This is a genomic window from Flavobacterium helocola (assembly GCF_038289885.1).
GTDB classification, from domain to species: Bacteria; Bacteroidota; Bacteroidia; order Flavobacteriales; family Flavobacteriaceae; genus Flavobacterium; species Flavobacterium cheniae.
On the sequence record NZ_JBBYHT010000005.1, the window covers coordinates 1 to 19,837 of the forward strand.

The window sequence follows — 19,837 nt, forward strand, 5'->3', positions numbered from 1 at the left end:
TTGCGAGGGATTAGTGCTCGCGTTGCGAGCCAATGGAATAGTTATCTCGAACACTATACGCCTTGGCTAGCCCCGATGGGAGTGGAAATCCTTTTATTGCTTTATTGACTTCGCTCAATTTGACAAAGCAAAAAAAGATTGTAGCGGACAGCGGGAATGAGAGTCTTTATGGAATGCCAAACGGCTGCTTCAAATCTTTTTTAACATTATACCTTATATATATTGTATGGATTTTATTAAAGGTTTATATTTGCAGCTTATAAATTTTAAAAAATGATAAAAGTTACTTTACCCGACGGGTCGGTTAAGGAGATGGCTCAAGGAGTTACTCCAATGGATGTTGCGAAAAGCATTAGTGAAGGTTTGGCTAGAAATGTAATTTCTGCTTCTTATAATGGTACCACTATTGAAACGACGACGACCTTAACGACGGACGGTACACTTATATTATATACTTGGAATGACAAAGAAGGTAAGAAAGCTTTTTGGCATTCGACTTCGCACGTGATGGCGCAAACATTGGAAGAAATGTTTCCTGGTATCAAATTAACACTTGGTCCTGCGATTGACAATGGTTTCTATTATGATGTGGATTTTGGTGATAAAAGAATTACGGATGCCGATTTCAAAAAGATTGAAGACCGTGTATTAGAAATTTCGAGAGAGAAACATGAATTTAAAATGCGTCCGGTTACAAAAGCGGAAGCATTGGAGGTTTATAAAAATAACGAGTACAAAACAGAATTGATTTCGAATTTAGAAGACGGAACAATTACATTTTGCGATCATTCGAATTTCTTTGATTTGTGTCGTGGTGGTCATATTCCGAATACGGGAATTATCAAAGCGATGAAAATTTTATCGGTTGCGGGTGCTTACTGGAGAGGTGATGAAAAAAACAAACAGTTAACTCGTGTTTACGGAATTTCGTTCCCAAAACAAAAAGACTTAACGGATTATCTTGAATTATTAGAAGAAGCAAAGCGTCGCGATCATAGAAAATTAGGAAAAGAGTTGGATTTATTCCATTTTTCTCCAAAAGTTGGTCAAGGTTTACCGTTATGGTTGCCAAAAGGAGCTGCTTTGCGCGATAGATTAGAGCAATTCTTGAAAAAAGCACAGAAAAAAGCAGGTTACGAGCAAGTAGTTACGCCTCATATTGGAATGAAAGACTTGTATGTGACTTCTGGACACTATGCTAAATATGGTGCAGATAGTTTTCAACCGATTCACACACCAGCTGAAGGTGAAGAGTTCTTGTTAAAACCAATGAACTGTCCACACCACTGTGAAATTTATAATGCAAGACCTTGGTCGTACAAAGATTTACCGAAGCGTTATGCTGAATTTGGAACGGTTTATCGTTATGAGCAATCGGGTGAATTACATGGATTGACTCGTGTTAGAGGATTTACTCAAGATGATGCGCATATTTTCTGTACACCAGACCAATTAGATGCTGAGTTCAAAAATGTAATCGACTTGGTATTGTACGTTTTTGGTTCGTTAGGATTTGAAAACTTTACAGCTCAGGTTTCGGTTCGTGATTTAAGTAATCCAGATAAATATATAGGTAGCGTTGAAAACTGGGAAAAAGCAGAAAATGCAATTATCAGTGCAGCGAAAGATAAAGGATTGAATTATGTGATTGAAGCTGGTGAAGCAGCTTTCTATGGTCCGAAATTGGATTTCATGGTAAAGGATGCTTTAGGCAGAAGTTGGCAATTAGGAACCATTCAGGTAGATTACAACTTACCAGAACGTTTTGAATTGTCATATAAAGGTGCTGATGACAAGTTGCATCGCCCTGTTATGATTCACCGAGCGCCTTTTGGTTCGATGGAACGTTTTATCGCAATTTTATTGGAACACACCGCTGGAAATTTCCCAATTTGGTTGATGCCAGAGCAGGCTATAATCTTGTCTTTGAGTGAGAAATATGAAAATTATGCGAAAAAAGTTTTAGATTTGCTAGAAAATCACGAAATTCGCGCCCTAATTGACAACCGAAATGAAACAATCGGGAAGAAAATTAGAGAAGCGGAGATGAACAAATATCCGTTTATGCTGATTGTTGGCGAGGAAGAAGAGAAAAACGGAACGATTTCTGTGAGACAACGCGGACAAGAAGGAAAAGGAAATATATCGGTTACTATTGAGCAATTTGCTGCAATGATAAACGAAGAAATAAACAAAACATTAAAACAATTTTAAGTTTAACTAAAATTTTACAGCCATAGCAATTAGAAACAACAGAGGTTTTCAACCTCGCGAAGAGAAAAAAGCAGCACACCGTATCAACAATTTGATTCGTGTTCCTGAAGTACGTTTAGTAGGCGAAAATATTGAGCCTGGAGTATACAAAATAGCGGAAGCCCTTCGTTTTGCTGAAGAGCAGGAAGTAGATTTGGTAGAAATTTCTCCAAATGCTGAACCACCGGTTTGTAAGTTGATGGATTATGGTAAATTTTTGTACCAACAAAAGAAGAGAGATAAAGAACTTAAAGCTAAATCAACTCAAATCGTTGTAAAGGAGATTCGTTTTGGACCTCAAACCGATGAGCATGATTATGAATTTAAGAAAAAGAATGCCCTTAAATTTTTACAAGATGGTGCTAAATTAAAAGCATTTGTATTCTTTAAAGGACGTTCGATTATCTACAAAGAGCAAGGACAAATTTTGTTATTACGTTTGGCTCAAGAATTGGAAGAGTTTGGAAAAGTAGAAGCGATGCCAGTTTTAGAAGGAAAACGTATGATTATGTACATTGCTCCGAAGAAAAAAGGAAAATAAGAGATTGCCCAGCAAACTCTTTTGAAAAATAATAAGTAAGATAGATTATAAATACAGGAAGAAAATGCCTAAAATGAAAACGAAATCTAGTGCTAAGAAACGATTCAAAGTTACTGGTTCTGGAAAGATCAAAAGAAAACACGCTTTTAAAAGTCACATTTTGACTAAAAAATCTAAAAAGCGTAAATTAGCTTTAACTCACTCTGCTTTGGTTCACAAAACAGACGAGAGAAGCATTAAACAACAATTGAATATTATTTAATTCGTTGTTTGGTTAAAACAATTTAGTAACCCTGGAGTGGGCTGAACGAAGTACGAAGTATGAAATACAAAGTACGAAGTTTAAAAGTGTTGAGAAACCGCCTTACTGCAAAAAACATTTAAAATTATGCCAAGAGCAACAAATTCAGTAGCTACAAAAGCTAGAAAAAAAAGAGTATTAAAACAAGCCAAAGGTTTCTTTGGAAGACGTAAAAACGTTTGGACTGTAGCTAAAAACGCGGTAGAAAAAGCAATGTGCTATGCTTACCGTGATAGAAAACAAAACAAAAGAAATTTCCGTGCTTTATGGATTACGCGTATCAATGCTGGTGCACGTTTACATGGCATGAGTTATTCTCAATTTATGGGGAAAGCAAAAGCTAACAATATCGAATTGAACCGTAAAGTTCTTGCTGATTTAGCTATGAATCACCCAGCTGCTTTCACAGCTATCGTTAACAAAATTAAATAATTACGTCTAACTCAGTTTATCTTACTTATATATTAAACCCCGATGAAAATCGGGGTTTTTTATTTTTAGGCACGGAATGCAATTCTGCGCTATCAAGATATGTTTATTATAAAATAGATTTTGTCAATATTTCAAAAGAGTCATTATCACACAAATTTTTCATTCTTTCAATTGAAGACTTTCTGTATTCGTCAGAAGCTAAATTTTGAGTAATTATAAATATGTCCTGTTTAAAGTTCATTATTTCAAACCAATCTGAATTCTTATCAAATAGTTCTCGTTCAGTTTCTAAAGCTATTCTTACTAATTGATCTTCATCACCAGAATATTTTTCGTAAACTTTTAATTTCTGAATCGTAATCATTTGTACTGTTTTTTTATTTTGCGAACAAAATAGTTTTTGATTGAAATTTGATTTTGATTTTGGGCACGGAATGTAATTCCGCGCTATCGGGATTTTTATTCACAATGCGCACACAGTAAATTATATGTACTTATTGAACCTCCAACTTTTCGACTTTTAAAATATTCTTTTTCTATTTTTACTTTAGTTTCAAAATCATAACAATTCAGTTTGTTACTTTTATTACAAGTGGAAAAAATATAATATGGCATTTTGCAACAAATCCGATTATTATTTGGTTCAATTTTAATTATATTTTTTTTGATTAATGATTCTATTTCATTTTGATTTTTTTTCTTACCTAATGGTTTTTCGAAATCATAAAAAATTACATCTAAACCATTAATTTTTTTATAAATAAAATCATTTTTGATTCGAAAAGGAATACAAGATTCTGTTAATTCAATAATTCTGCCAGATTTCCCTATTTCTTGAGTACAAATCAAAAGTTTACTTTCTTTACTTTTAAGATTTAAAATCGTATCACATATTGTTTTAGAGTTAATTACAAAATTTGAAAGCGATTCTAAATTATCAATTGTATTTCTTTCTTTTCTTTCTAAATTATTACAAGAAAACAATGAAAATATTATAAAAAGTATTGTTGTAATAATTGATATTAATTTAAACATTTTTTTTTGATTAAAATTACCTCTAACTTGTTTATAAAATCAAATATAAACAACTTTTATTATTAATTATAATTATTCCATAATAGCCTTACTAAAGAATTCAATACCTTTACACTTTAAAAACAATACCTTGAATACAACCAAAACCATAACCGGCTTTCATCCGAAAAACAAGCATCACGGCAAATACGATTTCAAAACTTTAGTACAATCCAATCCAAATTTAGCGTCCTTTGTTGCGGTAAATGAATATGGAACTGAAACGATTGATTTTGCGAATCCAGATGCGGTGAAAATGTTGAATAAAGCGTTGCTGTTGCATTATTATGGTTTGAAAAATTGGGATATTCCAAAAGGTTTTCTTTGTCCGCCTATTCCAGGACGAGCAGAGTATATTCATCAAGTAGCCGATATTTTAGAAGATACTTACGGAACGATTCAAACCAAGCATAAAATTCGCATTTTAGATGTCGGAATTGGTGCGAATTGCATTTATCCAATAATTGGTGTGTCGGAATACGATTGGCGCTTTGTGGGTAGCGAAATTGACAAACAAGCTTTTGAAGCGGCTCAAGAAAACATCAACTCCAATCAGAAATTAAAAGAAAATGTTACACTTCGATTGCAAACATCCAAACGTAATATCTTTAAGAATATCATTCTTCCAGAAGATAAATTCGACATGACGATTTGTAATCCGCCTTTTCATAGTTCAAAGGAAGAAGCCAATAAAGGCACGATTCGTAAAAATAAAAACTTAGGCATTGAAGATTCCAAAAAACCAACCCTAAACTTTGGTGGTGTAAATAACGAGTTATGGTGCGAAGGTGGCGAACTAACGTTCATCAGCAATATGATTTATGAAAGTGTGCATTTTAAATCGCAATGCAAATGGTTTTCATCGCTAGTTTCGAAAAAAGATAATCTAAAACCGTTGCTTTCGCATCTTAAAAAAGTAAAAGCTACGTACCAAATTACAGAAATGAAACATGGTAATAAAGTGAGTCGAATTTTGTTTTGGACTTTTAAGGAGTAAAGGTTTTAAATCGTTTCTATAGTTCTCGATACATTTTGCACTTGTAAATCTTGGGATTTACAAATACAAAACACTCGAAGTGACGGAAGTGGAATTACGTTTTTTTGACGTTTAAGGAGGAGAAAAAAGAGAAAAGAAGAAAGAGAAAAGAAACACAAAACCCGAAAGTGTTGCTTTCGGGTTTTGTGTTTATGTATTGTAAAGAATGTTATTACTCAAAAACTTCCTCATTTTCACCATCAAAACTGGCAAAAACCATACTTGGATGTGAATCTTGATGAAAGATATTTCCTTGTTTATCGATTCCGATGGCACCTGCGAAACCATCGTAAGGTTTTAATTCGGAAAAGGTTTTTTCGAATGCTTTTTCTATTGAAAATCCATCGGTAACGCGGGTTACAATTTTTGCTGCTGTGGCGTTACTTACAATGTCCTCGCCTACTCCTGTTAAACTAACTCCGCAAAATTCGTTTGCATAATTCCCAGCTACGGTTGCCGAATCTGAGATTCTCCCTGGAATTTCAAATCCTTTTCCACCTGTTGAAGTCGCTACTGCAATTTTTCCGTTTTTGTCTAAAGCTACACAACCTACGGTTCCTGTTCCTAATGATGCTAATTTGGCTTCATATTCTGCTCTACGTTGTGGAATTTCAGTTGAAAAAGGTTCAAATCCGTGTTTTCTAGCAAAATTTGTAGCACCGCTTCCACCCAAGATTCGGTCATCGACTTGCATCAACACTTGCGCTACTTGAATTGGATTTTTTACTTCTTCAATATTGATAACTCCACTCATTTTCTGCGATTCGCCATCCATTAAAGAAGCACTCATTCTGATTTTTCCATCGGATTGAATTTGCGAACCAATTCCAGCATTGAATAATTCATCGTCTTCCAATTGAGAAACTGCAAACACCACCGTTTCTAATGCCGAATGATTTTGCAAATACGCATACGAATCTTTCACAATGCGTAAAAGTGCTTGTTGTTTGGCTATTTTTGTTTCTATATTGGTTGATGATTCTGAGAAAAATCCGCCGTGAATTATAATTTTTGACATAATAGTAAATTAAAAAGGAACACAGATTAAAGAAATTTTTAAATTATTATCATTTCTATAATCTGTGTTCCAAAAATATTTTAAAATTTAAACATATTGCGAAGAATGAATACTCATTTTGTGTGTATTCAAATCGAACTTATCGTATTGACTCATTACGTGTGTCACCAAATGATTGATTGAGATTGGCTGACCTAATTCAACCTGAGTTAAATTGGTGTCTTTTACTTCTCTTCCATCCACTAAAATTACTAATCCAGAACCGATGGCTTCCATTTGGCGACCATTGGTAATTAATAATCCTGTGTCTTCTCCTAAACCAATTCCTAATACTTTTGGATTTCCAACAACTGCTTGAAACAAGCGACCTATTCTTCCTCTCTGTACGAAATGCGTATCGATAACTACATCATCAATTAATCCTAATCCAGAAGTAATTTTCACTTCACCTTTAAGCAAAGCTTCCGAACTACTTCCTTGGTAAATCATATTATTTGAAGCAGCCGCAGCACCAGCTGAAGTTCCAGCGTAAATAAACTCTTCGTTTCTATATTTCGAAATTAGCAAATCATCAAAAGGCGTTCCTCCTAAAATAGAAGTCAAACGCAATTGATCGCCACCTGTAAACATTACCACATCAGCGGCTTTTAATCTTTCTAAGATTTCAGGGTCGTTAGCTTGTTCTCTTTTCTCAATGTATAAAACATCTACATTGTGAGCGCCTAAATAACTGAAGGCTTTTACATATTCTGGGCCAATTTCTCTCGGGATTTTTGAAGCTGTTGTAATAACTTCAATTCGAGATTCCTCTTTATTTTTTGATTCTTTAATGATTCGTTTTAAGATTCCTGTTTCGAAAAAATTCAAATTCTTTGAAGCATCTTTATCCAAATTGGTTTCTGTAAAACTTCCTTTATCTACAGCACCACCAATGATTATTAATTTTCCTTGTATTTCCATGCCGTAAAAATAACTATTTCTTAATACTACACAAATCAAATTGAGATAAAGAAATGAAACTTTTTACTGATTTTTCAAGAAAACTAAAAGATTACCCGTAAATTCTTACCAAATCAAAAACGAAGTACAACAAAAGCTAAAATTTGATAATTTTATTCAAAAAGTATCGCACTATAATATTATTTTTCTATTTTTAACAAAATCATTATCCATTTAAAATACAACTTTCAATTTTTATGAAAATATTAAAAATACAAGCCCTTAGAGGTCCGAACATTTGGAGCGTTCAACGAAAAAAATTAATTCAAATGCGATTAGATTTGGAAGAAATGGAACAATTTCCTACCAATAAAATCGAAGGATTTAGAGAGCGAATCGAAGCTATGTTCCCAACTATGATAGAACATCGTTGTTCGGAAGGTTGTAGAGGTGGTTTCTTTTCACGTGTTGAAAGAGGCACTTGGATGGGACATGTAATTGAACATATTGCCTTAGAAATCCAAACCTTAGCCGGAATGGAAACAGGTTTTGGAAGAACTAGAGAAACCAAAACACCTGGTGTTTATAATGTGGTTTTTAGCTATACAGAAGAAAACGTAGGTTTATTTGCAGCTGAAAGTGCAGTTGCTATTGCCGAATCTCTTATTGCAGGAACTGAATATGATGTGGAAGCGGATATTCAGAAAATGCGAGAAATTAGAGAGCGTGTTCGCCTTGGTCCTTCAACTGGGAGTATTGTAGAGGAAGCGGTTGCAAGAGATATTCCTTGGATTCGTTTAGGCACCAATTCACTCGTACAATTAGGTTACGGTGTAAATCAAATGCGTTTTCAGGCTACTATTACTTGTAAAACGAGTAACATTGCTGTAGATATTGCTTGTAATAAGGAAGAAACTAAGCGAATGTTAGAGTTAGCTTCGATTCCTGTGGCAAGTGGTGGTATTTGTGTTGATGAAGAAGATTTAGAAAATGTAATCAAGAAAATTGGTTACCCAATTGTAATCAAACCTTTAGATGGAAATCATGGAAAAGGAGCTTCTATCAATGTGAAAAAATGGGAAGATGCTGTTGCTGGATTAGCTTACGCGAAAAATTACAGCCGAAGAGTTATCGTAGAAAAATTCATTACCGGTTACGATTTCCGAGTGTTGATTATTGATAATAAATTGGTAGCTGCTGCCAAAAGAGAACCAGCTCACGTTAAAGGAGATGGAACACATACGATTCAACAATTAATTGAAGAAACGAATAAAGATCCAAGACGTGGTTACGGACACGAAAATGTACTAACCCAAATTGACGTTGATAGAGACACAACCGATTTATTAGAAAAATTAGGCTATACATTAGAAACCGTTCCTAGAAAAGACGAAGTGGTTTATTTAAAATCAACTGCAAACTTGAGTACTGGTGGAACTTCAGTCGATGTAACCGATATGATGCATCCAGAAAATATTTTCCTTTGTGAGCGAATTTCACGTGTAATTGGATTAGATGTTTGCGGTGTTGATATTATGGCAGAAAACTTAACACAACCATTGAAAGAAAACGGTGGTTGTATTTTAGAAGTAAATGCAGCGCCAGGATTTAGAATGCACTTAGCCCCTTCAGAAGGTTTACCAAGAAATGTGGCTGCTCCTGTAATTGATATGTTGTATCCACCAGGAAAACCAAGTCGTATTCCAATTATTGCCGTAACTGGAACCAATGGAAAAACTACGACAACTCGATTAATTGCTCATATTGTAAAAAATAACGGATTCAAAGTTGGTTTTACTACTTCTGACGGAATTTATGTGCAAAATCACATGATGGAAAAAGGAGATACCACTGGACCAATTTCGGCAGAATATATTTTGAAAGACCCAACGGTGGAATTTGCTGTTTTAGAAACTGCTCGCGGTGGAATTTTGAGAGCAGGTTTAGGATTTAGCCGTTGTGATATTGGAATTGTAACCAACATTCAAGAAGATCATTTAGGATTGAATGATATTGATACCTTAGACGATTTGGCAAGAGTAAAAGCTACTGTAGTTAAAAGTATCAAGAAAGATGGCTGGGCTATTTTAAATGCTGAAGACGAATATTGCATGAAAATTGCAAAAGATTTAAGTTGCAATATTGCTTATTTTAGTATGGATGAAAATTCGGCTGTTGCTAAACAATTAGCAAAAGAAGGTAAAATTGTTGCGGTTTATGAAAACGGTTTCATCACCATCAAAAAAGGCGAATGGAAAATTAGAGTAGAAAGAGCTACTCACGTTCCGTTGACGTTAGGTGGAAAAGCAAAATTCATGATTGCAAATGTTTTAGCAGCCTCTTTAGCAGCGTATTTGCAAGGATTCAAAACCGAAGACATTAGCTTATCATTACAAACATTTATTCCAAGTGCAGCTCAAACTCCTGGAAGAATGAATATTTTCGAGTTCAAAAAATTCAAAGTATTGATTGATTTTGCTCACAATCCTGCTGGTTATCGCGGTGTGGAAGAATATTTATCTTCTGTAGAAGCTACTAAAAAAATTGGAATTATCGCTGGTGTTGGCGACCGAAGAGACGAAGATATTAAAGAATGTGCTACTATTGCCGCTCGAATGTTTGATCATATTATCATTCGCCAAGAAAAACACTTGCGAGGAAGAACAGAAGAAGAAATAAATAATCTTATTATGGAAGGAATTGCTGCAAGTGGCAAAACCGTTACGCATGAAATCATCACAAAAGAAGTTGAAGCTTTAAAACACGCTATTAATAGTGCTGAAGACGGAAGCTTTATAACCGCTTTAAGTGATGTTATTACAAATGCTATTGAAGTTGTTCAAGACTATTTAGACAAAGAAAACGAAGAAGCTTAGTAAAAGTTAATTCTTAAATATAAATCCCAAATTCCGCAAAGGTCTTTGGGATTTTTTATACTTTTATGTCAATAAAAACTACAACATGCAAAACTTACAAAACTTAATTAGCCAGTTAGAATCTAAAATTTCACAATTTGAAACTACAAATCTTGCGGTTTCTGGCGGAAGTGTAGGTTGGCATATAGAACATAGTTTGAAAACGATTGACCAAATTATTACAGCTTGTAAAAATTCGAATCCTTCAGATTATCAATGGCATTTCAATTTTAAACGCTTTTTAATTTTAACAGTTGCTAAAAAAATCCCAAGAGGAAAAGCAAAAGCTCCAAAAATTGTACGACCAGAAGGCGATATTTCTACTGAATCGTTGACTTTGAGTTTAGAAAAAGTGAAAGAAAATTTAAAGAATTGGGAAAGTTTAGACAAGAATGCTAATTTTCCACATCCATTTTTTGGAGTTTTAAACAAGAAAGAAACAGAGAATTTTTTAGTACTTCACACTAAGCATCATTTGATGATTGTTAATGATATTTTGAAATCAAATTAAGTTTTCAACTTTTTCTTTCTAGCAGCTGGAAACAACACATTATTTAAAATCAAACGATAACCTGGTGAATTTGGATGTAAATCTAAAACTGTTGGCGCGTCTCCTACTCTATGTTGGTAATCTTCTGGGTCGTGACCTCCGTAAAATGTAAACATTCCTTTACCTTTAGTTCCATGAATGTAACGTGCTTCACCGTTGATTTTACATTCGCCCATGATTAATACATTCGACTTAACTTTAATGGCATCAAAGGCTGTAGTTTGCCCCATGAAACCTTTTACTAATTGTGTGTGATTTTGACACAACATTGTAGGAATTGGATCCCATTTTGCCGAATATTCCATCAAAGTAAAATAGTCTTTATCCATAGAAAAAGCACCTTTTCCGTGTTCTTCAGTGGTATCAATATCCGAAAATTCATATACCATTGGATTACGTTCTAACTTATAATCTTTAAAAGCAAAAGTACTAGTATAATCAATTCGAGTTTGATAATTAGCTTCCGAATCATCTCCATCAAACATAGGTTCGCAAATATCAACACCTTCTGCCGAAAGTGCAATATCAAAACTATCAGTAGCTGAACACATGGCAAACATGAATCCACCACCAATAACAAAATCTCTGATTTTTTTAGCTACCGCTAATTTCTCTTCCGAAACTTTATTGTATCCTAATTTCTTTGCTAAAGCTTCTGCTTCTGCTTTTTGTTGGATGTACCAAGGTGTGCTTCTGTAATTTCCAAAAAACTTCCCGTATTGACCTGTAAAATCTTCGTGATGTAAATGCAACCAATCGTATAACAATAGTTGGTCAGACAAAACTTCTTCATCATAAACTTCGGTAAACGGAATTTCGGCATACGTTAAAACCATAGTTACCGCATCATCCCATGGTTGCTTACCTTTTGGAGTATAAACCGCAATTTTTGGCGCTTTTTCTAATACAACCGTTTCCATATTTTGTGATGGCGAACTAATTTCTTCTAAAATAGTATTAGTTGCCGCATCAGATAATACTTCAAAAGTTACGCCTCGAATTTGACATTCTTTTCTAATTTCTGGAGCATCAGGTAATAGAAAAGAACCTCCTCTATAATTTAACAACCAACTAACTTTGTAACTTTTATCTAAAGCCCAATAGGTAATTCCGTATGCTTTTAAGTGATTTTGTTGTCCTTCAGCTTCCATTGGCAACAATACAAAAGCCGCTCTGCTTGAAAAAGAGCAAAGGAAAAAGAATATAATATATAAGCTAATCGCTTTAGATTTCATGGTTTGCTATTATAATTGGACTAATTTATAACATTTCTAACAAAAATCATTTACAGAAATGTTAAAGTCGCACCCCCGTAAAAATACCTGATTACCCCCGTAAAAATACCTGGTTTGAAAATCAGGTATTTTTACTCTTACACAGGAATATTTTTTGCTATAGTTTTGACTTATATCAAAATAATAAAAAAGATGAACACAAACAGTAGTAATTTATCGTTAATAAACTCGAAAGAAATGAAATTGTTAAAAAGAATCGGATATATAGTTCTTGTAATAACTATACTGGTGTATTTTGTTTTAGTTTTTCAATTCTGTAGAACTTATTAATTACAGTATTAAGAATACTAATTAAGACTCAATATCATTATTAGAGTCTTCTAAGTTTATGATTTTATTTTGTATGGCAAATATGACTAATCCTGCCATATTTTTAGAGTTTGTTTTTAACAAAAGGTTATTTCTATGACCATCCACGGTTCGCGTACTCAAACTTAACATTTCGCCTATTTCAGCTGAACTGTATTGTTTGCAAATTAATTCTAATACTTCTTTTTCTCTTTCTGTTAAAAAATCTTCATCTAAAACAGTTCTTGAAGTTGCATTTGAAATCATGTTTTGATGAATTACTTCCATCACGATTTCGTTGTAATAAAATCCTTTTTGGGCTACTTCGTTCACTGTTTTAATCATATCAATTGGAGAAGCATTTTTAACTAAATAAGATGCCGCGCCCACGTTAATCATATTCGCAATAAAAGATTTTGTATTGTAACTTGTTAATGCAATGATTCGAATTACTGGAAAATCTTTGTGAATAAGCTTGGTTGCTTCCACTCCATTTAATAATGGCATTTTTAAATCCATCATTATAATATCGGGAAGTTCGGTTGTGGATTTTAAATGTTCCACTAATTCACTACCGTTTGAAGCTTCGAAAATAATTTCAATATTAGGCTCGCGTTGAAGTAAGAAATAGATTCCTTTTCGAAATAATTCCTCATCATCGGCTAATATTATTTTAATCTTTTGTTCCATTAATTGAAATTAAATATCATTTTTACTCCTTCGTTTGGTTTTGAATCAATAGTGAACTTTCCTTCCAAGAAGTTAATTCTACTCTCTATATTCATCATTCCTAATCCTTTTTTATTTTCCAAATCAGCACTATCAAAACCAACGCCATTATCAATATAAGTAGCTATATTTTGGTTTTCGAAAGTAGTAAATTGTATTGAAATTTCGGTAGCTTTTCCGTGACGAAGTGAATTATTTAACAATTCCTGAAGAATACGAAATATATGCAAATGTTTATCAATGGGATAGCTTTCAAAGTCAATTGTATTTTGATAGGAAACTTTAACTTTTTTAGTACTATTAAACTCTTCAACTAATTCTTCAATACCTGCATTTAGCCCAAATTTCTCTAAAACTGGCGGAAATAAATCGTGAGCTATACGTCTTGAGTTTTCTAATGCTTTTTGTGTTAACTCAATAATGTTATTTGTGATTTCAAGTTGCTCGTTTTCATTCAAGTTTGGTGTTTTTAATAAATGACTGTTTAGTGAAACCACATTAAGCTTCGAACTAATATCATCATGCAAATCTTGAGCAATACGTTTGCGTTCTTCTTCTTGGGTAATTAAAACCGAGTTCAGAAGTTCTTTTTGATGTTCAATTTCTAAATTCTTCTTATCTACTTCTATTTGAACGATTTTCTTTCTTGAAAAATAGAAAAACAAAATAAGCACCAAAAACATGGATATAAAAGCAAGTAGTACAAAAAACACCACTTGGATTATTTCACTATTTTCTAAATTAATTGCGTTCATTTTTATTAAAATAAATTAATTTCCATTGGTAAAAGAAAAATGCAAATTTTATGTATTGCAGAAAAAGGTTAATTGATATTAAAATAGAAGAAAATTCATCTATATTGAGAACGGTAATCAACTCATACAATAAAAATATAAATGTACTTGTAAATAGATAAAACAGCAAACCTATATTAGCATAATAAAATTCTTTTTTTTGTCCCAAATTATTGTAAAGATGCATTGTTGCATATATAATTATAGGTATAGTCGTTAAATAATTTTCTAGTAAACTATATTCAAAAAACATTTGAGGATTAAAAACATATCGTGACAATAAAAAAACAGGAAGAAGAATCAATAAGATATAAACCGTTACTAATTGTTTCTTTGTTTGTAAAAGCCTTGCATAAAAATAACTCAATATTACAAATTGAAATAAATCGTAAAAATGATTTGTGAAAATGTTATAAATTCTGAACCATTTCCAAAGATTAGAGGCAGTAAAATCTATTAATAAGACACCTGCAATATAGAGTGTGAAAATTTTGTAGGTTTTCCCGTTTTTGAAAAAACCTATAAAATAAAGCAAACATAATAATGCCGAAGTAAAATGTAAATACTTAGAATCTAACAAAACTATGGATTAAAAAGAGGACTTGACGTATCGCAGACAGAAGGACAAGGGGTCGATTTGTCATAGATTAAGTGATTATCATCTATTAAATCTTTACCATCTGCATCTACTCCTACAAACACTAATTTTTGTGTTCCTTTTTCATCTACTCCCATATAAGCTCTCACATTAACAACACCTTCTGTTGCTAATAATTCTGATAAGGCTTCACCCGGAATTAAATGTCCTTTTGCTAAATCTTTTGGAGGATTAGTTCTCCATGATGTTGTCCATTCTTTGGCTTCATCGAGAGTAATTGTAAAATCTGACATATTTTGAGGTTTTTTTATAATTGAATTATAAATGTAGTAAAAAAATTAATAAAAAAAACAGGCAAATTGCCTGTTTTTAACATTTTATCTATTTTTTTTTTTAAAATGGAACATCCGAATCATCGTCAAACGAATTCATGGTGCTACCAAATGCTTCGTTAGGTGTTGGTAAATTTGGCGTAATAAACGGATTGGTTTCATCCAAATTCATTTTAGAAGGTAATTCATCAAATGGCGAACTAAAATCATCTAAGTTTTCAAACTTACCTAAGTTTCCAACGAACTTTAATCGGATTTCATCTAAACCACCATTTCTGTGTTTTGCTACGATAAATTCGGCCTGACCTTGTGTTGGCGTACGTTCTTCATCATCCCATTCATCAATTTTATAATATTCTGGTCTGTAAATAAACGATACAATATCGGCATCTTGCTCAATCGCACCCGATTCACGAAGGTCGGAAAGCAAAGGTCTTTTACTAGAACCACGAGTTTCCACCGCACGCGATAACTGAGAAAGTGCAATTACTGGCACATTTAACTCTTTTGCTAATGCTTTTAAGTTACGGGAAATAGTTGAAATTTCTTGCTCACGATTTCCGCCGCCTTTTCCGTTTCCACCGGCTGTCATTAACTGCAAATAATCCACAACAATCATTTTAATTCCATATTGCGATGAAAGTCGTCTCGCTTTCGCACGTAAATCAAAAATGGACAATGAAGGTGTATCATCAATATATAAAGGTGCTTTTTCTAAGTTTTTTACTTTGATAGAAAGTTGCTCCCATTCGTGTTTTTCTAATTTTCCTGTACGAAGTTTTTCAGAAGACAAACCCGTTTCAGATGAAATCAAACGTGTTATCAACTGTACTGATGACATCTCCAAAGAGAATAATGCCACTGGATGATTATAATCAACTGCCATATTACGGGCCATCGAAAGTACAAACGCGGTTTTACCCATACCCGGACGAGCCGCAATAATAATTAAATCAGATGGTTGCCATCCTGAGGTTAATTTATCTAAGTTATGGAATCCTGTTGCAATTCCACTCAAACCTTCTTTTCCAGCAATTTCTTCAATACGTTTTTTAGCTTGAATCACTAAACTTTGAGCTGTTTCAGAACTACGCTTGATATTTCCTTGCGTTACTTCGTATAATTTTGATTCGGCTTTATCTAATAAATCAAATACATCGGTAGCGTCATCATACGATTCTTCAATGATTTCGCTTGAAATTTTTATCAAACTTCTTTGGATGAATTTCTGCAAAATAATGCGTGAGTGAAACTCAATATGTGCCGAAGAAGATATCTTTTGGGTTAGCTGAATCAAGTAAAAATCACCACCCGCTAATTCTAATTTACCGTTTTTCTTTAATTGTGCCGAAACGGTTAATAAGTCAACCGGCTGGGTTTCGTTGAATAACTGAACAATAGCCTCAAAAATGTGCTTGTGAGCTTCTTTATAAAAGGCATCTGGTTGCAAAATATCAATTACCTCATCTACCCCTTTTTTATCAATCATCATGGCACCAAGTACCGCTTCTTCAAGGTCTAACGCTTGAGGAGGTAGTTTTCCTTTTTCCAAATTGATAATCGTAGTTTTATCTACTTTTATCGGGTTCATATTTCTGACATTTTCCATATTGCGAAGGTAACCAAATTTTATAAAATATACTTTTGAGTTCTTAATACACAACTGTTAATAACTCCTATTTATTGTTGATAAGCCAAAAAAAATCCGAAACTTGAGGCTTCGGATTTTAATTTATAATTGAAAATAAGTGGTTATTCTTTGAATTCACCCATTTTGCTGTATTTATCCATTCGTTGTGCCACCAAATCTTTTGTTGATAAATCTTTTAACTCATTAAAAGCTTTAGTTACATACTCGGCTACAGTTTTAAATGTAGTTTCTTTGTCATAATGAGCACCACCAAGCGGTTCTGGAATAATATCATCGATTAACTTTTGTTTTTTCATATCAAACGAAGTTAATTTTAATGCTTCAGCTGCTTGCTCTTTGTATTCCCAACTTCTCCATAAGATAGATGAACATGATTCTGGAGAAATTACAGAATACCAAGTGTTTTCCAACATGTATACTCTATCTCCTACTCCAATTCCTAATGCTCCTCCTGAAGCTCCTTCTCCGATAATGATAGAAATAATAGGCGTTTTCAAACGAGCCATTTCGAAAATATTTCTTGCAATAGCTTCTCCTTGCCCTCTTTCTTCAGCTTCTAAACCTGGATAAGCACCTGGAGTATCGATTAATGTTAAAACTGGAAGGTTGAATTTCTCAGCCATTTTCATTAAACGTAATGCTTTACGATATCCTTCTGGATTTGCCATCCCGAAGTTTCTGTATTGGCGCATTTTAGTATTAATACCTTTTTGCTGCCCAATAATCATATACGATTGTCCGTTGATTTGACCTAATCCACCAATCATCGCTTTATCGTCTTTGAAATTTCTGTCTCCAAAAAGTTCTAAAAACGTTCCATTAGTAATATTGGTAATATGTTCTAATGTATAAGGACGATTTGGATGACGCGATAATTGCACACGTTGCCAAGCCGTAAGATTTTTGTATATTTTTTTCTTAGTTTCTTCTAATTTCTTCTCAATTTGCTTGCAGGTGTTAGACACATCAACATCGGATTCTTGACCAATGATTTGACATTTATCTAATTGGTCTTCAAGCTCTTTAATTGGTAATTCAAAATCTAAATATTCCATAATCGGTTTATTTGGGTTTGTGTTTGTTGTGACAAAGATAAAATTTTCAATTAACTTTGGTAAACTTATCGTTAATTAGTTGTAACTTTTTTATAACTTTTTACAATTCCGTTAGCAATAACAGTGGCTAAAATTATCAAAGCACCTACATAAAACAGAGGCGACATTTCTTCTCCATCTTTGAAAATCAGTAAGGCTAAAATGATTCCATAAATAGGCTCTAAGTTAATGGTTAACATTACGGTAAACGGACTTAAAAATTTCATCACTTTTACCGATGCTGAGAACGCATACGCTGTACAAATAGACGATAACAAGAATAACCAAATTAAATCGTTTACAGAAAGTGAAAAGAAAGCAGGTGTAAAACTTCCTGCAAAAAACAAATAGATACTTAAAAAGAACACACCACTTGATAGTTCATACAGAGAAATAACATTTGGATCGTATTCTTTGGCATATTTTCCGTTGATAACCGAAAAAAGTGCTGATAAAAATGCAGAAGTTACGGCAAGATAAATTCCTGTCTTAAATTTAGTCTCTACATTAAAAATGATTCCTAATCCTACAACAACAATAATTCCAAAAAGCAATTCGTACCAAATGACTCTTCGCTTATAAAAAATAGGTTCTAAAATAGAAGCAAAAAAAGCGCCTGTTGATAAACAAGCTAAGGTTATCGATACATTTGAAACTTTAATGGCTTGATAAAACGTGAGCCAATGTGCTGCAATAATAATTCCGGAAACAATAAATCCAATCAAAACATTGAAAGGCACTTTAATTTTTTCTTTATTAAAAAGCACTACAAAAGTCATAATCACCGAAGCAAAAAGCATGCGATACCAAACCAAATCTAAAGCTTCTAATGAAATTAGTTTTCCAAGAATGGCGGTAAATCCCCAAATAAATACAATTACATGAAGATGTAAATAACTTTTTAAATTATCGTTTTGCATTGCGTAATAAATAAGCAGCTAAAATTCCGAAAACAATATTTGGAAACCATACGGCTAAAAACGGAGGAATACTCGATTTTTCAGCTAGAGTTCCGAAAACTTTATCGAAGAAGATAAAGGTAAAAGCAATAACAATTCCGATGGCAAGATTGATTCCCATTCCTCCTCTACGCTTCATAGAAGAAACTGCAACCGCAATAATCGTAAGAATAAATGCCGAAATTGGTAAACTAAATTTCTTGTAAAAAACAACCAAATACGTATTGATATTTCCGTTTCCTCTAGCTCTCTCTTTGTTTATGAACTTATTTAATTCTCCAATTGTCATGGTCTCTGCCACATAAATAACTGGTGTTAAATCATCGGGTTCGAAATTGTAAGCAACTTCATTTTTGTCAGAAGAAAGAATTTGATCATCTGTTTGACCAACTATTCTCTTGTTGTATCCGAATAATGTATACTTTTTAGTTTTTTCATCATAGCGAATTCGGTTTGCTGTAACTTTTTCAACCAATACATTATCCTGAAATTTTTCAAACGTAAAATTAAAACCTGTTTGAGATAAATAATTATAGTTACTTACATAAATATTTTCTTCAATATTTCCTTCTTTTTTAATTTGTCTAAAAATATCCGAAGTTTCTCTGGTTTGAGAGTTCCCTTTTAAGTTTTGATATCTAAAATCGTTAAATCCTTTACTGGCTTTTGGCACTAAAAAGAATCCCATTAACAAAGCGAAAACGGAAACAATTACCGCTCCATACATAAAAGGACGTAAGAATCTACCAAATGAAATTCCAGAACTCAAAATCGCAATAATTTCAGTATTGTTTGCTAATTTTGAGGTAAACCAAATAATCGATAAGAATAAAAATATTGGAAATAATAGATTGGCAAAATACACGGTAAAATCTCCATAATAGACTAGAATATCTGTTAATGGAATTTTCTTTTCGATCATTTTGTTTACTTTTTCCGAAACGTCAATGGTAATTCCAATCGGAATAAACATAATCAACATCACAGAAAAAGTGACCAAATAGCGTTTTAAAATGTATTTATCTATTATTTTCATTG

At 33.1% G+C, this 19,837-nt stretch carries 20 protein-coding genes; 7 read left to right on the forward strand and 13 right to left on the reverse strand.

Annotated elements, in window-relative coordinates:
• Positions 1-273: 273 nt before the first annotated feature.
• From thrS to rplT, 4 genes are all read left to right on the forward strand, one after another.
• On the forward strand, positions 274-2,214 hold the full coding sequence (thrS, locus tag AAEO58_RS10445; protein WP_341683344.1) for a threonine--tRNA ligase: 1,941 nt from the start codon (positions 274-276) through the stop codon (positions 2,212-2,214).
• A gap of 28 nt (positions 2,215-2,242) precedes the next feature.
• Positions 2,243-2,794, forward strand: coding sequence for a translation initiation factor IF-3 (gene infC / locus AAEO58_RS10450; protein WP_290822267.1), 552 nt, complete (start codon positions 2,243-2,245; stop codon positions 2,792-2,794).
• Between the two features lie 64 nt (positions 2,795-2,858).
• On the forward strand, positions 2,859-3,056 hold the full coding sequence (gene rpmI, locus AAEO58_RS10455; RefSeq protein WP_153200121.1) for a 50S ribosomal protein L35: 198 nt from the start codon (positions 2,859-2,861) through the stop codon (positions 3,054-3,056).
• 126 nt (positions 3,057-3,182) lie between these two features.
• Positions 3,183-3,527, forward strand: a complete 345-nt coding sequence (gene rplT / locus AAEO58_RS10460) for a 50S ribosomal protein L20 (RefSeq protein ID WP_133610711.1) — start codon at positions 3,183-3,185, stop codon at positions 3,525-3,527.
• A 106-nt stretch (positions 3,528-3,633) separates the two neighbouring features.
• On the opposite strand, the gene AAEO58_RS10465 is transcribed toward rplT, so the two are convergent.
• Positions 3,634-3,891, reverse strand: a complete 258-nt coding sequence (locus tag AAEO58_RS10465) for a hypothetical protein (RefSeq protein WP_341683345.1) — start codon at positions 3,889-3,891, stop codon at positions 3,634-3,636.
• A 95-nt stretch (positions 3,892-3,986) separates the two neighbouring features.
• Positions 3,987-4,562 (reverse strand): hypothetical protein, encoded by a 576-nt coding sequence (locus AAEO58_RS10470; protein WP_341683346.1) that lies wholly within the window; start codon positions 4,560-4,562, stop codon positions 3,987-3,989.
• 130 nt (positions 4,563-4,692) lie between these two features.
• Here AAEO58_RS10470 and rlmF point away from each other — a divergent pair, with 130 nt between their 5' ends.
• Positions 4,693-5,598, forward strand: coding sequence for a 23S rRNA (adenine(1618)-N(6))-methyltransferase RlmF (rlmF, locus tag AAEO58_RS10475; protein ID WP_341683347.1), 906 nt, complete (start codon positions 4,693-4,695; stop codon positions 5,596-5,598).
• Positions 5,599-5,809: 211 nt separating this feature from the next.
• Here rlmF and AAEO58_RS10480 read toward each other — a convergent pair whose 3' ends face one another.
• Together AAEO58_RS10480 and AAEO58_RS10485 are read right to left on the reverse strand one after the other, a co-directional pair.
• Positions 5,810-6,655, reverse strand: coding sequence for an isoaspartyl peptidase/L-asparaginase (locus AAEO58_RS10480; protein WP_341683348.1), 846 nt, complete (start codon positions 6,653-6,655; stop codon positions 5,810-5,812).
• A gap of 87 nt (positions 6,656-6,742) precedes the next feature.
• Positions 6,743-7,615, reverse strand: a complete 873-nt coding sequence (locus AAEO58_RS10485; protein WP_264368429.1) for a cyanophycinase — start codon at positions 7,613-7,615, stop codon at positions 6,743-6,745.
• Between the two features lie 236 nt (positions 7,616-7,851).
• Between AAEO58_RS10485 and cphA the strand changes: the two genes are divergently transcribed.
• On the forward strand, positions 7,852-10,470 hold the full coding sequence (gene cphA, locus AAEO58_RS10490; RefSeq protein WP_341683349.1) for a cyanophycin synthetase: 2,619 nt from the start codon (positions 7,852-7,854) through the stop codon (positions 10,468-10,470).
• Positions 10,471-10,555: 85 nt separating this feature from the next.
• Positions 10,556-11,020, forward strand: a complete 465-nt coding sequence (locus AAEO58_RS10495) for a DUF1569 domain-containing protein (protein ID WP_341683350.1) — start codon at positions 10,556-10,558, stop codon at positions 11,018-11,020.
• On the opposite strand, the gene AAEO58_RS10500 is transcribed toward AAEO58_RS10495, so the two are convergent.
• From AAEO58_RS10500 to AAEO58_RS10540, 9 genes are all read right to left on the reverse strand, one after another.
• Entirely contained in the window at positions 11,017-12,294 is a 1,278-nt protein-coding gene (locus AAEO58_RS10500) for an asparagine synthetase B (protein ID WP_341683351.1), read from the reverse strand. The genes AAEO58_RS10495 and AAEO58_RS10500 overlap by 4 nt on opposite strands.
• 351 nt (positions 12,295-12,645) lie before the next feature.
• The gene (locus tag AAEO58_RS10505; protein WP_341683352.1) at positions 12,646-13,332 is read right to left on the reverse strand and encodes a response regulator; all 687 of its coding nucleotides are present in this window, start codon (positions 13,330-13,332) and stop codon (positions 12,646-12,648) included.
• A complete protein-coding gene (locus AAEO58_RS10510) occupies positions 13,332-14,126 on the reverse strand; it encodes a sensor histidine kinase (RefSeq protein WP_341683353.1) in 795 nt (264 codons plus the stop codon). Before AAEO58_RS10510 ends, AAEO58_RS10505 begins: the two co-directional genes overlap by 1 nt.
• Positions 14,113-14,745 (reverse strand): hypothetical protein, encoded by a 633-nt coding sequence (locus tag AAEO58_RS10515; protein ID WP_341683354.1) that lies wholly within the window; start codon positions 14,743-14,745, stop codon positions 14,113-14,115. Before AAEO58_RS10515 ends, AAEO58_RS10510 begins: the two co-directional genes overlap by 14 nt.
• Before the next feature lie 2 nt (positions 14,746-14,747).
• Positions 14,748-15,056 carry a hypothetical protein gene (locus AAEO58_RS10520; protein ID WP_341683355.1) on the reverse strand — a complete coding sequence of 103 codons (309 nt, stop codon included), beginning with the start codon at positions 15,054-15,056 and terminating at the stop codon, positions 14,748-14,750.
• 100 nt (positions 15,057-15,156) lie between these two features.
• Positions 15,157-16,704, reverse strand: a complete 1,548-nt coding sequence (dnaB, locus tag AAEO58_RS10525; RefSeq protein WP_133610739.1) for a replicative DNA helicase — start codon at positions 16,702-16,704, stop codon at positions 15,157-15,159.
• A gap of 143 nt (positions 16,705-16,847) precedes the next feature.
• Positions 16,848-17,801 (reverse strand): acetyl-CoA carboxylase carboxyltransferase subunit alpha, encoded by a 954-nt coding sequence (locus AAEO58_RS10530; protein ID WP_133610741.1) that lies wholly within the window; start codon positions 17,799-17,801, stop codon positions 16,848-16,850.
• A gap of 71 nt (positions 17,802-17,872) precedes the next feature.
• Positions 17,873-18,760 carry a DMT family transporter gene (locus AAEO58_RS10535; protein WP_133610743.1) on the reverse strand — a complete coding sequence of 296 codons (888 nt, stop codon included), beginning with the start codon at positions 18,758-18,760 and terminating at the stop codon, positions 17,873-17,875.
• Positions 18,747-19,835, reverse strand: coding sequence for an LptF/LptG family permease (locus AAEO58_RS10540; protein WP_341683356.1), 1,089 nt, complete (start codon positions 19,833-19,835; stop codon positions 18,747-18,749). Before AAEO58_RS10540 ends, AAEO58_RS10535 begins: the two co-directional genes overlap by 14 nt.
• Positions 19,836-19,837 lie beyond the last annotated feature (2 nt).

Excerpts from the sequence above, each read along its gene's own strand:
- thrS (WP_341683344.1), top strand. The coding sequence starts at position 274 with ATGATAAAAGTTACTTTACCCGACGGGTCGGTTAAGGAGATGGCTCAA.
- rpmI (WP_153200121.1), top strand. The coding sequence starts at position 2,859 with ATGCCTAAAATGAAAACGAAATCTAGTGCTAAGAAACGATTCAAAGTT.
- rplT (WP_133610711.1), top strand. The coding sequence starts at position 3,183 with ATGCCAAGAGCAACAAATTCAGTAGCTACAAAAGCTAGAAAAAAAAGA.
- AAEO58_RS10465 (WP_341683345.1), bottom strand. The coding sequence starts at position 3,891 with ATGATTACGATTCAGAAATTAAAAGTTTACGAAAAATATTCTGGTGAT.
- AAEO58_RS10470 (WP_341683346.1), bottom strand. The coding sequence starts at position 4,562 with ATGTTTAAATTAATATCAATTATTACAACAATACTTTTTATAATATTT.
- AAEO58_RS10480 (WP_341683348.1), bottom strand. The coding sequence starts at position 6,655 with ATGTCAAAAATTATAATTCACGGCGGATTTTTCTCAGAATCATCAACC.
- AAEO58_RS10485 (WP_264368429.1), bottom strand. The coding sequence starts at position 7,615 with ATGGAAATACAAGGAAAATTAATAATCATTGGTGGTGCTGTAGATAAA.
- cphA (WP_341683349.1), top strand. The coding sequence starts at position 7,852 with ATGAAAATATTAAAAATACAAGCCCTTAGAGGTCCGAACATTTGGAGC.
- AAEO58_RS10495 (WP_341683350.1), top strand. The coding sequence starts at position 10,556 with ATGCAAAACTTACAAAACTTAATTAGCCAGTTAGAATCTAAAATTTCA.
- AAEO58_RS10500 (WP_341683351.1), bottom strand. The coding sequence starts at position 12,294 with ATGAAATCTAAAGCGATTAGCTTATATATTATATTCTTTTTCCTTTGC.
- AAEO58_RS10505 (WP_341683352.1), bottom strand. The coding sequence starts at position 13,332 with ATGGAACAAAAGATTAAAATAATATTAGCCGATGATGAGGAATTATTT.
- AAEO58_RS10510 (WP_341683353.1), bottom strand. The coding sequence starts at position 14,126 with ATGAACGCAATTAATTTAGAAAATAGTGAAATAATCCAAGTGGTGTTT.
- AAEO58_RS10520 (WP_341683355.1), bottom strand. The coding sequence starts at position 15,056 with ATGTCAGATTTTACAATTACTCTCGATGAAGCCAAAGAATGGACAACA.
- dnaB (WP_133610739.1), bottom strand. The coding sequence starts at position 16,704 with ATGGAAAATGTCAGAAATATGAACCCGATAAAAGTAGATAAAACTACG.
- AAEO58_RS10530 (WP_133610741.1), bottom strand. The coding sequence starts at position 17,801 with ATGGAATATTTAGATTTTGAATTACCAATTAAAGAGCTTGAAGACCAA.
- AAEO58_RS10535 (WP_133610743.1), bottom strand. The coding sequence starts at position 18,760 with ATGCAAAACGATAATTTAAAAAGTTATTTACATCTTCATGTAATTGTA.
- AAEO58_RS10540 (WP_341683356.1), bottom strand. The coding sequence starts at position 19,835 with ATGAAAATAATAGATAAATACATTTTAAAACGCTATTTGGTCACTTTT.